Genomic DNA, 17,054 nt, shown 5'->3' with positions numbered 1-17,054 from the left:
TGAGAGAATCTTACGTTATTCGGGTCTTTAATTCAATATGAATAACTCTATATTATCATTATAAATCAATATCTTATCACGGTTCGTAAGAGATACTTTTAGTTCTTTCTTTAACAATTTTTATTCACACGCAAGACCCACTTATGACGTGCAAGCAAGTAATTTTCATTGTTTCAACATAAAACAGGTTTGAAATAAGAAAATTTGACGATATTCTGGGGCTAACTCAATATAAATAATGCTAAATTATCTTTATAAATCAATATATTGCATAAAATTTACAAATGTACGTATTATCTCAAAAAAGCACTTAATTTTGAACTTCTGAATGAGCCTTTTAATTTTGATCTTTCATTTTTATAAAATTTTACTGTTTTGGAACTCAAATTAAAATATAGAGTGAAAGTTTCTCATTTTAATTTTCTACAAGAAGCATAAAAAATACTCGCTTGCCACTTACAAGCAAAATTAGTGTGTTAATAAAAAACATCTAAGAAAGGCATAAAATGCCCTCACGTCCATCTCAATCAAGATCAGGTACATTGGTGGTCAATAGAATGAAGCGATCAACTTAGTTCATAAAACACCCGTTTTTAACATTTGTGAACGTATGATCATTCTTAAATGATCTATGGACTTCAACCGTCCATTTTCCTCATAATACCAAAAGGTCCAACCATTACAACTCTGCGAATCTTGAGCCTTTCTTCCCATTGCGTGAATTGAGCCCGCTTCACCACCATGCATAATTGTACCATCAGCTCTTACAATAGCGGATACTTGCTTCTTACGATCATAAAGAACTTCTCCAGGATAGAGTAAACCTGCTTCAAGCAAACTGTTGAATGCTACGCGCGGTTCTGCTTTTTTTCTATCCAAAATAGCTAGTTCTGGGTGCGCTAAAGGTTTAACCGCCGCAATTCTCTCACATGCTGCATCAATGTAATCTTGCTCGCGTTCAATCCCAACAAAATCACGCCCTAAAAGCTTGGCAACAGCCCCAGTTGTTCCCGAACCAAAAAAGGGATCAAGAATAACATCACCAGGTTTACTGGAAGCCATAATAATACGCGCTAATAACGCTTGCGGTTTTTGTGTTGGATGTAATTTACGCCCTGAATCATCCTTTAAACGTTCAGCTCCAGTGCAGAGAGGGAAAAGCCAATCTGAACGCATTTGTAAATCTTCATTTGCCGCTTTTAAGGCATCATAATTAAATGTATACTTTTTATCTTTTTGATCTCGCACGGCCCAAATAAGCGTCTCATGAGCATTTTGAAAACGGCGCCCTCGAAAATTAGGCATCGGATTATTTTTGCGCCAAATAATATCATTAAGCATCCAAAAACCTAAATCTTGTAATGCCGTCCCAACTCGAAAAATATTATGGTAAGATCCGATAACCCAAAGTGTTCCGTTGGGTTTTAATACACGACGACAAGCAAGCAACCATGCACGGGTAAAAGCATCATACGCAGCAAAACTCTCAAACTGATCCCATGCATCATCAACCGCATCAACAAGTGAATGATCTGGGCGGTATAAAGCTCCATCCAATTGCAAATTATAGGGTGGATCCGCAAAAATCATATCAACCGAATGTTTTGGGAGTTTTTCTAGAACGGAAACACAATCTCCTTTAAAAATTTTATTGCGCCATGGCATCTGTGAGGGAGGACGAAGAAAATCTTTTTGAAGCTGAATAACTGTCATGAAAAACCCAACAAAATTAACTGAATTTGCCCTATAATCAACCAAAATAGTTTATAGGCCCGCATTACCAATCCATATTTACAAAATAGCGTAAACGTATCGTTAAAGTTATACAAAATTGATAATTATTTTTCTTTTTTTCAATGTACTGTTCCCATATCTTTTATTTCATAAAAGAATTAAGAATCATTTTCAAAACGTATTTTTATGAAATAAGATCCTCTCAATATCGTTTTCATGAAAGTTGTCCATCTCGTAACATGTAAAGGAATATCTTATGCCTCAGATAGATCTTATTATTTTTGATTGTGACGGAGTTCTCGTCGACTCTGAATATCTTGCTGCAAAAATTGGATCTCAATTGCTCAAACAAACAGGATATGAAATATCACCCGAAGAATTGAGTGAGCGTTTTGCAGGGCTTATCTTTCGCGATATTCTTAAACACGTTGAACAGGAAACAGAAAAACCAATTTCTGCTCATCTCATAGATCAGATGACTAATATTTTTCGTACACAAATAAAAACTGAATTACGGGCTATTGATAATGTAAGAGAAGCCGTAGAAATTATCCAAACACGCTATCCCTACTGTATCTGCTCTAATGCAAAAAGCGTAGATATAAAAGAGATGCTCACCACGGTTGATCTCTACGACCTTTTTGAAGGTAAAATATTTTCAGCACCTGAAGTTGGAACAAAAAAAACGAAACCGGCCCCTGATGTTTTCCTTTTTGCTGCACAACAATTACAAGTAGAGCCCCAAAACACTATCGTTATAGAAGATTCACTTCATGGTGTACACGCAGCCATAGCAGCAGGCATGCGTGTCATCGGCTTTACGGGAGGATCACATAGCTATTTTGGCCACTCTAATGCGCTTGCAGAAGCTGGTGCAGAAACAGTTATCGCAAAACATGCTCATTTAGGAGAAGTCTTAGAAGCAATGGCAGTATGGCGAGATTTATTATAAAAATCTTTTGAAGATATCAGTTTGGTAAACTCTTGTAAGAGGTATTTTTACTCAAATGTCCTCCTCTTATTGCTGCTCCTCTTTATATAATAGCTTCAATAAATGCGTAATTCACGACACGGGTGAATCGCGTCTCAATGTGAAGAAAAAATATAGCACCTCGTTGAGCAATCATAAGTCAGCTAACCAGTGCACGTGCTAAAAAAAGCAAAAAAACAGTGAAGCAAACTCTCAAAAATCAACCCCTGCTTATTTCACTCAAATCCGATATCCTAGTCCCAACCTCAGCAGCCCATCCTGATAAATGACTAGATTGGTCAAAAAAAGAATATTACAATGCCTTGCTCAATAAGATGTAACAATTGCTAGTCTCTTTCATCTGATCAAAAAATCACACACTATAGTAAAATTGTAGGGTATGTGCATATTGATCATGGAAAAACATATTAAAATTCGCGGAATCTATGAAACATAAGAGTTTATTGAAAACAAAAAAGCTTCCTTGTTGAGTTACAAGAGCTTATATTTCCTCAATCCAAATTTCGTAAACTTGTTGAAAGCTTATTTACTTTGCTGCTTAAACAGTATTTTAACAGCATCAATTGATACAGTCATCCTAAGATTACAAAAGACACAAAGAATACATTCTTATGAAGATATGCGTTTTATTAAAAACATACCACACAAAGAAATTTATATCTAACACATTGATTTATAATCAATTCCTTACTGTTATTTAAATTAAACAGAAAAACCGCATATTGTAAGATTCTCTCATTTCAAATCTACTTGAATCAAATAAAAATAAAAACGCCTTTTAAGGAATCATCTCAAAGGCAAGGATTGTAGCAACATTAGGAGTGAGAAAAGTGTATGACGATTCCATCTTTTTTTATAAACGTTATAAACGTCAAAGATTCTGATTCCTTAAGAATTTTATATTATGGGGTCTTACCATTATATCACTCACGCGCATCATTGCGAAATAGGTCTTGAGTACCTTGAAAAAGGTTTATTAAAAACAAGCACGTAAATGTGAAACATATAATCATGTTAAACAACGTAAAGAGATACCAGTAGTTGCTCAAAATTTTCCGAAAGCGCTTAATAGACTTTTTAAATAAGCAATGAAATCAGATCTTTTCAAAAGTAATCCGACTTTAGGAACGACACCCTTTCTAAAAATAAAACCGGCTTTTCAGTTTGGAAAGGAGAAAATGTTGAAAGATATTATCCAATGCTGATCTTTCGGCAATCATAAATGTGTCTGAATTGATATTCTTCTATACACTGCTTTACATCATAGTAATATGCTGACCACATTGGCGAGAAAAAGATAATATCATTTATCTCTATCCAATTTGAATTCTACTTTATACTATAAGATGACTGTATATTTTTAGTATCTATAACATAAATGTATATAATTAATAGTAAAGTAAGCAGTAGCATTATGCTATCATGATACAATTAATAACCATTGAATAATATCTATAGAACACACATTCTACAATAATGGCTACCTATAACAACTTATATAAATAATAAAAATTTAGCGTATCAATTCATATTTAAAATGTTAAGGGTATTTTTGTTAATACATCATAATTTTCATGTTTTTTATTATAATATCGATACTAAATAAACTTTTATATATTTAATATGTAAAAAATTTGATAAATTTTATTTATATAAAAATGTTTTTTTAAAAATAACATTAATATCAGTTTGTAAAAATTATACGATCATCGCGTATTATTTTATATATAACATATAATAAAATATTGTATAAACATTTAAAAAATATTTTTGCAATTATTACTGTTACTTTTTTACAATAATGTTTATAAAAAATTATAGTTATATTTTTATATGTATTTTTACTATTGACTAAAAATACATATTGAAATATATAAATTGTTTGTAGTGTGAGATATATAAACATTATGTATATTTCTTACATATATAAATTAAAAATATTTGAGGTAAAGTTATGGTAAAAATATTTAAAAATTATATCTTAAGCATTTTTATAGCGAGCACTTTTTTTATTTCACAAACTGTAAATGTTAATGCAAACTATTTGAAAAACGATACTCCAAAAGAGGAGCTTTCTGTTTTCCCAATAGAACAAGTAAAGTATGCGAAATCCGATGTAGTTTCTACGACTGCTTTCTATGTTCCATCTGTAAATTATCAAACAGAAAGTGGTACAACAGGTGAAGGAAAAGTTGAAAAGGTCGTTGAGGTTATGACTATAGGAATGGGACTATTGTTTACTGGATATGTAATGAGCCTTATAGGATCGATAACAAGTTGGATAAGGGACATAGTATTGATGTTCAAATAACTCAACCTCGTCTAGAACTCTAGAATATTAGCTTCATTATGTACCGATGATTTATTGTAAATAATTACATAATGAAGCTTCTCCTATTAAAAAATATAAACGTTGTAGCTTACATCAAAATATCCAAATTATAAATGTACGCATATATATTGAATAGTATAAAATATTTGGGGTAAATTATGATTAAATTGTTTAAAAATAATATGTTAAGTATTTTCATTATGTCTGCCTTTTCTCTTTCACAGGTTGTAAATGCGCATGCAAACTATTTGCAAAATAGTACTCATCGTGAGAATATTTTTGTTTCTGCAATAGAACAAAAAAGACAAGATGCAGTCCACACCGTTTCTCTCTATAAAACCAGTCTAAATGGTGGAGTAGATAATGAAATTACTATTGAAGGAAAATTTGAAAAGGTCCTTGAACCTCTTACACTCGGAACCTTTGGTGTTGGGATGGCAATTGGATATGCATCAAGTACAATAGGCATGTTTTTAGGATGGATAATAAGTAAAATAATATCGTATTTTAGATCTCGTTAAAATTGAAATTTCATCAGAATAAAATCTTCTCATACGAAATATAAACAATGGATATATTCTGTGTTTATTCATTGTTTATGACAAAAAACTAACGAATTATCACATTAAGAATGAAAAAAGCTTTAAATGCTTATGTTTCTCTCAATGTGCACTAATTCTGCCGATGTATCTATTCAATTTAGATTAAAATAAAAGTAAAATTATTGGTGATAAATTATGATTAAAGTATTGAAAAATTACGTATTAAATATTTTTATAGCTGTTGCTTTTTTGCTTTCACAAGTTATAAATGTTCATGCCAATCATTTGAAAAATGATATTCAATGGGAAACTGTCTCTCTAATAGAACAGGGAAAGAAAAAAACTATCAATATAGCTTCTCTTTATGTACCAAGTTTCACTCATGCAGCAAAAAGTGAATCTGCCATTGAAGGAAAATTTGAGAAAGTGTTTGAACCAATTACGCTAGGATTTTTTTCTACAGTAGGAGCTTGGGGTTTTGGATTCTTCACTGGATCTATTATGGCCATATTTAGCGGGATAATCGGATGGGCAATAGGAAAACTTAAAGGCAAATAATTCAAAGATACTCAGTTATTTTTTCTATTTAAAATAAGAATATTTTACAGCCTGCTTCACATCATTTAGCAGGCTGTCGTATGTTTTCTATGGATAAACTTTAGGTGACCATACTGTATAGAACAAATATAATATCTATTAGTATACAAAATAATAAATTAAGCCAAACAAAACTTATTCAAAGTATAGATTTGCGCACGAAATGCCATAAAATTACCTTATAAATCTTCCAGTGTGAATTTTGAGCTGTATCATTTCAACATTCATTTTAGCAGATTTAATTGTTACAAAGTATAAGAGTATAAAATAGCTATGAATGATTGAATTTTACAAAAAAGTTCTTCAATAAATACCATTCTATCTATTTGATTTTATTATTTAAGAAGGTGCACAAGTGAAGATACATTGTAAAATTTAAGTGAATGAATAATAGAGAGAAAATTTTCGACTGTAACAGATTTTCTGTGAACATTTTACGTTTATATCTCAAAAATAAAAATGCTTAATACTATTTCCTTTCATTATTGAGTTAAAAAGAAGAAAAAACTCTATCCATTTAATAATTTTAATATTATGAAAACCGTGAAATAAATAACTTCACCAATTTGCCAGAAATAAAAAAGGATAAGACTTATGAAATATATTAGCACGAGAGGTGAAGCTCCTGCTTTAAGCTTTACAGAAACGATCATGACAGGGTTGGCAAGTGATGGGGGACTTTATCTGCCAGATAAATTTCCTCAGCTATCATTTGATGCGTTACGAGCACTTCGTGGTCACTCCTATACAACAATTGCTAAAACTATTCTGTGGCCCTTTGTGAATAACGAAATCGAATATACAACTTTTGAAAATATGATTGTTGAATCTTATGCAACCTTTCACCATCCAGCAATCTGTCCGTTACGACAAACTGGAGCAGATGAATTTATCCTCGAACTCTTTCATGGTCCTACTTTAGCTTTTAAAGATGTCGCAATGCAGTTTCTTTCTCGACTGATGGATTATGTTTTGACTGAAAAAAATAGATGTGCAACGATTATTGCTGCAACATCAGGTGATACAGGAGGGGCTGCGATACAAGCTTTTGCTGGAACAGAACACTCAGATATTTTTATTTTATTTCCTAAAGGACGAGTATCCCCTGTTCAACAACGGCAAATGACAACCAATCAATGTTCAAATGTTCATGCCATTGCCATTGAAGGAAATTTTGATGATTGCCAAGCTCTTGTCAAAGCAATGTTTAATGACCACAATTTTCGTAAAAAAAGGGCGCTTTCAGGTGTTAATTCTATAAATTGGGCGCGTATCATGGCGCAAATTGTTTACTATTTTTCATCTGCACTTTCCTTAGGAGCTCCTGATAGGGCTGTTTCATTTACTGTTCCTACTGGAAATTTTGGTGATATTTTTGCAGGTTATGTTGCAGCCCGTATGGGATTACCCATTGCTCAACTGGTTATCGCAACGAATGATAACGACATCCTTGCACGTACATTGACCAGTGGTACTTACAAAACACAACCAATAATTCATACAACATCACCTTCTATGGATATTCAGGTCTCTTCTAATTTTGAACGTTTGCTCTTTGAAAGTGGCAATCGTGATCCAATGTGGATTCGCAATGCAATGGAAAACTTGAAACAATCAGGACATTTTACTCTTGATGAAAAGCAACTCAAAAATATTCGTTCCCTATTTTCCGCTGGGAAAAGCAACATGGCTGCAACTGCTCAAACAATTGATAGTGTCTATAAGGAAAGTGGCTATCTTGTTGATCCACATACAGCCGTTGCTCTTCAAGTAGCGCGTGAAAACAAAAAACCGCATATTCCAATGATCGTCCTTGCCACGGCTCATCCAGCTAAATTTCCTGATACTATTAAAAGTGCTTGTGGACTTCATGTCCCATGGCCATCTCATCTCAATGATGTAATGAAACGCGAAGAACACTTTATAAGTCTTGCTAATGATGAAAAAATAGTAAAAGATTATATCTCTTTAAAATCGCGTGCATCTTATTAAAGTTAGCTGCATTATAATTTAAATCAAGAATATTCTAATACCCTTACAATGAGGTATTTAGCTTATTTAATGGAGTTGTAAATACATGGATGTAGATATATGTCGCCTTAGTAATGGTTTGACTATCGCCACACATACAATGCAACAAATTGATAGTGTTGCCCTCGGAATATGGGTAAAAGTAGGCTCACGCAATGAAACCTCCACACAGCATGGTATTGCTCATCTTCTTGAGCATATGGCTTTTAAAGGAACCCAAAACCGCACTGCTTTTCAAATTGCAACCGATATTGAAGATGTTGGCGGTGAAATCAATGCCACAACCAGTATTGAAACAACAGCTTACTTTGCACGTGTACTTAAAAGCGATATCCCACTTGCTATAGACATTTTAGCCGATATTTTAATGCATTCAAAATTTGACGACGATGAACTAGAACGAGAAAAACAAGTAATCTTTCAGGAAATTGGTGCCGCCCATGATACTCCTGATGATATTGTTTTTGATCACTTTACAGAAACAGCCTTTCGTCATCAATCCCTTGGACGCTCTATTTTAGGAACAGCTAAAACTATTCAATCATTTACATCTACTGATCTCCATGATTTCATCAATAAACAATATAGTGCAGATCGTATGATTGTCGTTGCTGCAGGAGCTGTAAAGCACGAAAGTTTCTTGCGAGAAGTTGAAAGTCGTCTTGGTACTTTTCGCTCCCATTCAACCGCACCTCTTACTAATCTTGCAAATTATGTCGGTGGCGACTTTCGTGAATATCGCGATTTAATGGATACACAAGTTGTTTTAGGGTTTGAAGGGCGTGCTTATCACGCACGTGATTTTTATGCGGCCCAAATTCTTTCAATCATTCTTGGTGGTGGTATGTCTTCACGTCTTTTTCAAGAGGTAAGAGAGAAACGTGGATTATGCTATTCTATTTATGCTTTTCATTGGGGATTTTCAGATACTGGGCTTTTTGGTGTTCACGCAGCTACCGGACAAGAAGGGCTCAAAGAACTTATTCCTGTGATTCTTGATGAACTTTCCAAGATCAGCAAAAATATTCACGCCAATGAACTGCAACGAGCACAAACGCAATATCGTGCGAATCTGACAATGTCACAGGAAAATCCCTCTAGTCAAGCACATCTCATTGCTCGCCAAATACTCCTTTATGGGCGACCAATTCCAATATCGGAAACAATTGAACGCCTCAATCTCATCACTCCTAAAAGATTAACTGATTTAGCACATCGTCTTTTTACAAATTCCACTCCAACACTAACTGCTGTCGGACCTGTAGGACCCCTCATGAATTTTGATGATTTAACGTCAACTCTTTCATACAAGCTAAAGTAAAAAACTTCTTTTCAAAGCAGCATCATAATAACATACACATATTTTATCATAAAATTTACCACAAAAGCTCTCCTCATTAAATAAGTTTTGGAAATATTGGGCAAAGAAGCGTACAAAACTACCCAATTCATACTTCATGTGATAGAGATTCTAATGAGTGAAGGTATATTTGTGAAATCTGGAATTTCATGGTTTAACTTTGCCATTTTAAAATATAAAACTTCATTCGCTTCAAGTTCCATTGAAGCAAATATGTATGTGGTTTGTTTGTATATAAAATCATATAATTTAAGAAAAAGTGATAACAATTTATTATGTAAATAAATTATAAAAGGTGGACGTTTTTTCTCAAAAATCGAAATGAAAATTAAACATCCTAAAATATTGAGAGTGGGACATTGTGAAGAGTTTGCGTAAAATAATTGACATCATTTTCATTGTAGTCGTTAGTTCTCTTATCCATCTTACATCAGCACAAGCAATTGAGCCAATTAAAATTTCTTCTCAGGATGCTGTTCTTGATCTCTCAAAAGCAATTGAAATTCACCATACAAACAACTCTATTTTTCAAACAAGTACAGCGCCAGGACCAGATGGTATTGTATGGCGTATTGAAGTGCAGGCAAAAAACGAAAAATTTTCCGGAAATTGGGCAGTTTTTTCTCTTGCAAATCCAACAGATGAACAAGTTGATCGCCTCATCGTTGCTCCCCATTACCGCATGGCGCATTCTGGATTTTTTTGGCCAGACCTTGGATCAGCAAGGATTCAATCCATAACGCCAAGCGAAGGTTTTTCCCTCGATCGTCAACTTAGTGCAAACTCTGATATTTTTCGTATTACCCTTAACCCCGGTGCTGTTGTTACATTTGTGGCCGAACTTAACTCTGCAAATCTACCGCAAATCTATTTATGGCAACCTGAAGCTTATAAAGATGCAATTAATTCTTATACGCTTTATCATGGTATTCTTCTTGGGATATCAGGTCTCTTAGCGCTTTTGTTAACTGTTCTCTTCGTCGTCCGTGGAACAGGGCTGTTTCCTGCAACAGCTGCTGTTGCTTGGGCAGTGCTCTTTTATATTGGTATTGACTTCAACTTTTTAAATAAATTCTTTGCAGTTACACTCACAACACAACCAATCTGGCGCGCTGGTACAGAAGTAGCACTTACTGCTACACTCTTCATTTTTCTTTTTACCTATCTCAGCCTTAACCGCTGGCATTATCATTTTAGTTACGGTGCTATCGCTTGGACCATTGCCTTTTGCAGTCTAGGAGCCTTTGCTATTTATGATCCAATCAGAGCAGCTGGAATTGCGCGGTTATCTTTTGGCCTTACCGCTGTACTTGGTATAATATTAATCATCTATTTCTCAATCAGAAGCTATGACCGCGCCATTATGCTTATTCCAACATGGTTGCTCATTAGCTTTTGGTGTGTTGGAGCCTATGCCTGCATAGCTGGATATTTAAACAATGATATTATCCAGCCAGCATTAGCGGGGGGATTAGTGCTCATTGTTCTTCTCATCAGCTTTACTGTCCTGCAACAAACTTTTTCTAATGATGCTTTCCATGAAGGAATATTTTCCGACCTTGAACAACAAGTACTCGCAGCAAAAGGAGCTGGAAATATTATTTGGGATTGGAACATTGAGCGTGACCGTATTGTTGTACATCCAAACATGGCAACCCTTTTTGGTACTGAAATTCATAACCTCAATGGACCTATGCGCAACTGGATTTCAGCCTTACACCATGATGACCGTGAACGCTTTCAAGCCGTATTGGATATCATTCTTAAAAATAAAAAAGGGCGCATTGATCAAATTTTTCGGCTTTCTTCCGGTGGTGGTTATTATCATTGGTTTTCTCTTCGTGCGCGTCCGGCTATGCAAAAAGATGGAAAAATCACGCGTGTCATTGGAACCATTGTCAATATTACTAACCATAAAAAATCCGAAGAACGCTTATTGCATGATGCAATCCACGACAGCTTAACCGGACTTCCTAACCAACAAATTTTCTTTGATAGACTACAAAATTATACCTCTTTAGCGAAAGCAAATATCAAAATTAGACCGACTGTCTTTATGATTGATTTTGACAATTTTCGCCAAATTAATCGCAAATTAGGCATAGCAGTTGGGGATACTGTACTGCTTATAATCGCACGTCGTTTAAACCGTCTCATTAACTTTCAAGACACCTTATCGCGCCTTTCAGCAGACCGCTTTGCAATTATTTTACTCAGTGAAACTGAACCACAAAAAATTGCAGCATTTGCAGATCATTTGCACAAAACAATTTCAGCACCTATTTCACTTTCAGAAAACAAAATAACCCTTTCAACGTCTATTGGATTGGTTACATGGAGTGAAAGCCGATCGACAGCTAAAGATATTTTTAATGATAGTGAATTAGCGATGATTCGCGCAAAACAAATGGGTGGAAACCATATTGAACCTTTTCGTCCTAATTTTCGCACTTTGGGTCTCGAACATAATACTCTGGAGAAAGATGTTCATTATGCCATAAAACGTAATGAGATAAAAATCCTCTATCATCCTATTCTTAATTTATCAGACGGACATATTATTGGTTTTGAAACAATTGTAGAATGGCATCATCCAACTTATGGAAATTTGAATGTCTCTGATTTCATAAAAATCGTAGAAAACGAACAAATTGTTATGGATTTGTCACAATTTATCATCGATAATGCCATTATCGATCTTATAAATGTACAAGAAAAGTTTTCCCAACAATCTTTCTTTATTTCAATTAATTTACCAAGCGCAGAAATGATTCATCCTCGCTTTATCAGTCAATTGCGCGCCGCTTTGCTTCGCCATCCGCTCCACAAAGGGCGTTTGATGATTGAAATATCTGAATTTGTCTTAAGAAATAATCCTGAACAATCAGCGCACTTTCTCGAACAAATTAAAACACTTGGAATGAATCTCGCACTCGATAACTTTGGAACAGGTTATTCGTCTCTGACCTATCTCGTACGTTATCCATTTGATATGGTTAAACTTGATCGTTCACTTATCTCAATTGACTCTCTTAAGAAGAGAATTGTTCTCAAGTCTATCATTAGTATGGCAACAGATCTTAACTTGCAAATTATCGCAGAAGGTGTTGAAAATGAAAAAGAAGCAATCTTTCTCCGTCAAGAAGGCTGTAAATATGTTCAAAGCACACTTGTAACGAAACCGATTACCGTAGAAGAGTTAATTACACTCGTTCAGAGCCATTTCCCTTATAAAATAAAACCATAAGGGATAAAATAACGTATAAAACTTAAAAAGCTTAGAAAAAACTCTACGCGTGCCCCATTTCAGAAGCAAGATAAGTTGGATCGATACCCATGCGTGTTAAACTTTTACCATACTTGCAACTTAAATCGCTTTCAAAAAGAAAACTAGGTGATGTAGAACTGATTAGCCAACCATTTGTAGAAATTTCTGCTTCAAGTTGTCCCGCTTTCCATCCAGCATAGCCTAATGCTACCAGTGCATGTTGCGGACCTTGTTCGCAACTGATCGCTTTTAATATATCAATTGTCGCAGTAAAACAGACCTTATCTGCAATAAAAACAGTTTCTTCACAGACATAATCATCTGAATGAAGGACAAAACCACGCGAAGGATCAACAGGACCACCATAGCGAACTGGAAACTGTTTTATTGGTTCAGAAAGACTTTTTTTTTGGCCACTGTCTATGACTCCCAAGTGAAGTAAAAGATCTGGAAAATCAATATGATGCAATTGATTGAGAATAATGCCCATCGCACCGGCATCAGAATGCGCACAAATATAAATAACAGAACGAATAAAGCGTTTGTCATTCATCCCTGGCATTGCTATGAGTAATTGTCCACCTAAAAAGCCATTACACCGCTTCATTAACCTATTATTCTCCATAATTTACATGATAAAAGTTTGTTCATTTAGTATACTAGGAAAATAAAACTCCAATGAAAAAAAGTCATATATTTACAAATTTACAAAATATCGCAACTTTCTTTTATAAAAAGCTTTTAGTTACTTTAAGCTTAACATTCATAGTTTTAGAATTACTTAACATTCCTGTAAATGCTCAGACAGAACAAAAGCTCCAGCTTTTCGCAACATCTTGGTATGAATCAGATGGTGGTCGTATCCGATTAGCGATCACTGAACCTTCTCTTTCTGGAATAAGAGAAGGCATTATTGAGATTGTGCTTAAACCAGGATGGAAAACTTACTGGCGCAATCCAGGTAATTCTGGTATGGCACCATTTTTTAATTTCAACCAACAGGTTTCTTATGAAATCTTTTATCCTACTCCACAGCTTTTTGAAACAGAAAATGATTGGTCATTAGGCTATAAGGATAAAGTAATATTGCCCTTCAATCTTTCTGGTTCAAGCAAAAATTTAAGTGGTGCTTTCACTCTTGGATTATGTAATAAAATCTGTCTTCCATTTACTGTTAACTTTGATTTTTCGCCATCTGCTCTTAAAAATAAACATCTTCCTGCTTCCTTCTTAAAAAATGCCCAAGATTCTTTGCCCCGCATGATGCGGAATGCACTAAAAATAAGTGCCGAAAAATATAACAACACCCTCCTTATAAAAATACAAAATAACAACAAAACAACTCCTTCCTCTCTCTTTTTAGATGGAGGAGAAATGCAAATTGGAGCAGCAAAAAAAGTTAGTGATAACGCAGAATATACACTCTTCAGTGCTCCACTCTATTTCGCACCAGAAGAAATAAACCAAAAAATTTTTTATACAGTTTCTTTTAAAGATCACGCCTTAAGTGGAACATTCATATTTCGTACGCAGCCAACCCCTCTTGCGACTCCGGAATAAAAGAAAAAAGCTCTCAAACAGCAATTATGCTGGAAAACGTCCATTTTCGCGATATTGAGTAATTGCTTTGCGAGCAAGAGCATCTGCACGTTCATTTTCTGAATGTCCCGCATGCCCTTTTACCCAGTGCCATCTGACTGTATGACAAGAACTAGCATCCTCAAGAGCTTGCCATAGCTCCATATTTTTAACAGGATTTTTTGATGCGGTGCGCCAATTATTCTTTTTCCAATCTTCAATCCACTTAGATATACCGTTACGCACATAAACTGAGTCTGTGTAAAGGTCGACCAAACAGGGCTCTTTAAGTGCCTTTAATGCACAAATTGCCGCCATGAGTTCCATTTGATTGTTTGTCGTATGGACCTTACCGCCATAAAGCTCACGTTCATGACCATTCCAGCGTAAAATTGCTCCCCATCCTCCAATTCCAGGATTCCCTGAGCAAGCACCATCTGTATAAATTTCAACGATTTTTTGTTGAGTTGCCATAAAATTTAAAAACCTAATTCACTTAGGGAATTTACATTACTGAAGAAACAAAGCTTGTGCCAGTACTCCCATGGATCTTTCTTAATAACAAAGCTATTAGGCGGTGTATTAAACCAATCATAAAGACGTGTGAGTAAGAAACGTAAAGACGCACCACGGGCTAATAAAACAATCTTATCCAATTCTAAAGGGCTCAATGGTCTTATTTTTTGATAATTTTCCAGTAACTTACGTGCTTTGGTAAGGTTATAGGAATGATCAGGCTCAAAGCACCAAGCATTTAAACAGATCGCTAAATCATAAGCAAAAAAGTCATTACAAGCAAAATAGAAATCTATTATCCCAGAAAGACGATGATTCACAAAAAAGACGTTATCATTAAATAAATCTGCATGAATAATGCCTATTGGTAAATTGAACGGCCAATTTTTCTGTAAAAAAGCCAATTCGAACTCAATTTTTTGCCCAAATTCTTTTAACAATGCATCTTCTTTGGTTTGACAACGTTTCCACAACCCCTGCCAATCCATAACAGAAAGAGTATTTTTACGACTGAGTGTAAAATCCTGTCCTGCTAAATGCAATTGTGCGAGCCCCGTCCCCACTTCACCACAATGATCTATATTGGGCTGGCGGATCCACTCTCCTTCAAGAAAAGTAATAATAGCGGCAGGACGTCCTGCTATTTCACAGATCATCATTCCATTATTTTGAATAACAGGTTGAGGACAGGGAATTCCACGCTGTCCTAAATGCTGCATCAAACGACAAAAAAAAGGTAAATCATCTTTTGAAATACGCTTTTCATAAAGTGTTAAAATAAATCGCCCTTGTGTTGTTTCTAACATAAAATTAGAATTTTCAATCCCCTCCTCTATACCTTGATAAGACAAAAGTGACCCTATTGCATAACGTGTTAACAACACTTTTAAATCATTTGAATGAATATCTGTATAAACGGCCATTATTCTGCTTTCGTTGTAGACATGTCTGTATTCTGATTGGCATTATTTTCTTGACCATTGACGAAAGCCATATCTTGAAACGTTAAAATGACGTCACGTAATTCGCGACTTACTAAAAATTTTTCCGTTTCTACCGCGGTTTCAGCTAATTCTATTGTGACATCATAACGCTCACGAAATGCTGAAATAATTTCATCAATAATAATTTCAGGAGCCGAAGCCCCTGCTGAAAGACTGACAATAGAAAGAGCTTTTAGGTTTTCAAAATTAATTTCATCAGCGCGCTGAACTAAAATAGCTTGCCGCGCACCAGACTTTTCGGCAACCTCTACCAAACGTCGTGAATTAGAAGAATTTGGTGCTCCAACAATCAAAAACAAATCACTCCCCTTTGCTGCTGCCTTAACCGCATCTTGTCGATTCGTTGTAGCATAGCAAATTGACTCAGCTGCTGGAGCTGCTAATGTAGGAAAACGTTGTTGTAATATATCGAGAATTCCTGCAGTATCTTCAACAGAAAGCGTTGTTTGTGTAACAAATCCTAATTTATTTGGATCATTGGGTTGATAATGCAAAGCATCTTCTATCGTTTCAATAAGCGTCACAGCCCCTTCTTCAAGCTGTCCCATGGTCCCTATCACCTCAGGATGACCAGCATGACCAATCAATATAACATGACGACCATGACGGTGATGTCGTATCGCTTGTTTATGAACTTTTGAGACCAATGGACATGTTGCATCGAGATAAAATAAATTATAGCATCGTGCTTCTTCTGAAACAGATTTTGGTACACCATGAGCAGAAAAAACAATCGGTTGATTGCGATGTTTTTCTGGAATCTCATCAAGTTCTTCAACAAAAACAGCTCCCCGCTGCTGTAATCCCTCAACCACGTAGCGGTTGTGTACAATTTCATGGCGAACATATACTGGAGCACCATATTTTTTTAATGCAAGGAGAACAATCTGGATAGCACGATCAACCCCTGCACAAAATCCACGTGGACCACAAAGACGTATCGTTAAAGGGGCAAATCCAGACATAAATCATCCTTAATCTCTATAGTTTTAGCTATATATTCAAACAGCCTACCATTATACACGAATAAGCAATGTAAAAAACTGGCAATACCATCTTTTGCATAAGAACACACCCTATCGTGTCTTCTTATGGCATTTT

The 17,054-nt window shown here is 35.1% G+C and carries 13 protein-coding genes; 8 read left to right on the top strand and 5 right to left on the bottom strand.

Annotation, left to right across the window (positions count from 1 at the left end):
- Nucleotides 1–576 precede the first annotated feature (576 nt).
- Nucleotides 577–1,665, bottom strand: a complete 1,089-nt coding sequence (locus tag QHG57_RS04300) for a site-specific DNA-methyltransferase (RefSeq protein WP_419196345.1) — start codon at nt 1,663–1,665, stop codon at nt 577–579.
- A 325-nt stretch (nt 1,666–1,990) separates the two neighbouring features.
- On the opposite strand from QHG57_RS04300, the gene QHG57_RS04295 reads away from it, so the two are divergent.
- From QHG57_RS04295 to QHG57_RS04265, 7 genes are all read left to right on the top strand, one after another.
- Nucleotides 1,991–2,686 carry an HAD family hydrolase gene (locus tag QHG57_RS04295; RefSeq protein ID WP_330167229.1) on the top strand — a complete coding sequence of 232 codons (696 nt, stop codon included), beginning with the start codon at nt 1,991–1,993 and terminating at the stop codon, nt 2,684–2,686.
- A gap of 1,993 nt (nt 2,687–4,679) precedes the next feature.
- Nucleotides 4,680–5,036 (top strand): hypothetical protein, encoded by a 357-nt coding sequence (locus QHG57_RS04290; protein ID WP_330169537.1) that lies wholly within the window; start codon nt 4,680–4,682, stop codon nt 5,034–5,036.
- Between the two features lie 179 nt (nt 5,037–5,215).
- Nucleotides 5,216–5,578: a hypothetical protein gene (locus tag QHG57_RS04285; protein WP_330167227.1), complete on the top strand. Its 363-nt coding sequence runs from the start codon at nt 5,216–5,218 to the stop codon at nt 5,576–5,578.
- 216 nt (nt 5,579–5,794) lie between these two features.
- The gene (locus tag QHG57_RS04280) at nt 5,795–6,157 is read left to right on the top strand and encodes a hypothetical protein (protein WP_330167226.1); all 363 of its coding nucleotides are present in this window, start codon (nt 5,795–5,797) and stop codon (nt 6,155–6,157) included.
- A gap of 633 nt (nt 6,158–6,790) precedes the next feature.
- The gene (gene thrC / locus QHG57_RS04275) at nt 6,791–8,188 is read left to right on the top strand and encodes a threonine synthase (protein ID WP_330167225.1); all 1,398 of its coding nucleotides are present in this window, start codon (nt 6,791–6,793) and stop codon (nt 8,186–8,188) included.
- A gap of 85 nt (nt 8,189–8,273) precedes the next feature.
- The gene (locus QHG57_RS04270; RefSeq protein ID WP_330167224.1) at nt 8,274–9,548 is read left to right on the top strand and encodes a M16 family metallopeptidase; all 1,275 of its coding nucleotides are present in this window, start codon (nt 8,274–8,276) and stop codon (nt 9,546–9,548) included.
- Between the two features lie 400 nt (nt 9,549–9,948).
- The gene (locus QHG57_RS04265; protein ID WP_330167223.1) at nt 9,949–12,834 is read left to right on the top strand and encodes an EAL domain-containing protein; all 2,886 of its coding nucleotides are present in this window, start codon (nt 9,949–9,951) and stop codon (nt 12,832–12,834) included.
- A gap of 43 nt (nt 12,835–12,877) precedes the next feature.
- Here QHG57_RS04265 and QHG57_RS04260 read toward each other — a convergent pair whose 3' ends face one another.
- Nucleotides 12,878–13,462 carry a YqgE/AlgH family protein gene (locus QHG57_RS04260; RefSeq protein ID WP_330167222.1) on the bottom strand — a complete coding sequence of 195 codons (585 nt, stop codon included), beginning with the start codon at nt 13,460–13,462 and terminating at the stop codon, nt 12,878–12,880.
- A 71-nt stretch (nt 13,463–13,533) separates the two neighbouring features.
- Here QHG57_RS04260 and QHG57_RS04255 point away from each other — a divergent pair, with 71 nt between their 5' ends.
- Entirely contained in the window at nt 13,534–14,415 is an 882-nt protein-coding gene (locus QHG57_RS04255; RefSeq protein ID WP_330167221.1) for a protein-disulfide reductase DsbD domain-containing protein, read from the top strand.
- A 24-nt stretch (nt 14,416–14,439) separates the two neighbouring features.
- Here the strand turns inward: QHG57_RS04255 and rnhA are convergent, their stop codons facing one another.
- From rnhA to ispH, 3 genes are read right to left on the bottom strand one after another with little or no spacing between them, the layout of a single operon-like run.
- On the bottom strand, nt 14,440–14,907 hold the full coding sequence (gene rnhA / locus QHG57_RS04250) for a ribonuclease HI (RefSeq protein WP_330167220.1): 468 nt from the start codon (nt 14,905–14,907) through the stop codon (nt 14,440–14,442).
- Nucleotides 14,908–14,912: 5 nt separating this feature from the next.
- Nucleotides 14,913–15,872, bottom strand: coding sequence for a homoserine kinase (locus QHG57_RS04245; protein ID WP_330167219.1), 960 nt, complete (start codon nt 15,870–15,872; stop codon nt 14,913–14,915).
- Nucleotides 15,872–16,918 (bottom strand): 4-hydroxy-3-methylbut-2-enyl diphosphate reductase, encoded by a 1,047-nt coding sequence (gene ispH, locus QHG57_RS04240; RefSeq protein WP_330169536.1) that lies wholly within the window; start codon nt 16,916–16,918, stop codon nt 15,872–15,874. Before ispH ends, QHG57_RS04245 begins: the two co-directional genes overlap by 1 nt.
- Between the last annotated feature and the right edge of the window lie 136 nt (nt 16,919–17,054).

The sequence above is a fragment of the Bartonella grahamii subsp. shimonis genome (assembly GCF_036327415.1).
Classification (GTDB): domain Bacteria; phylum Pseudomonadota; class Alphaproteobacteria; order Rhizobiales; family Rhizobiaceae; genus Bartonella; species Bartonella shimonis.
This window is presented reverse-complemented; position numbering and strand designations above follow the sequence as displayed.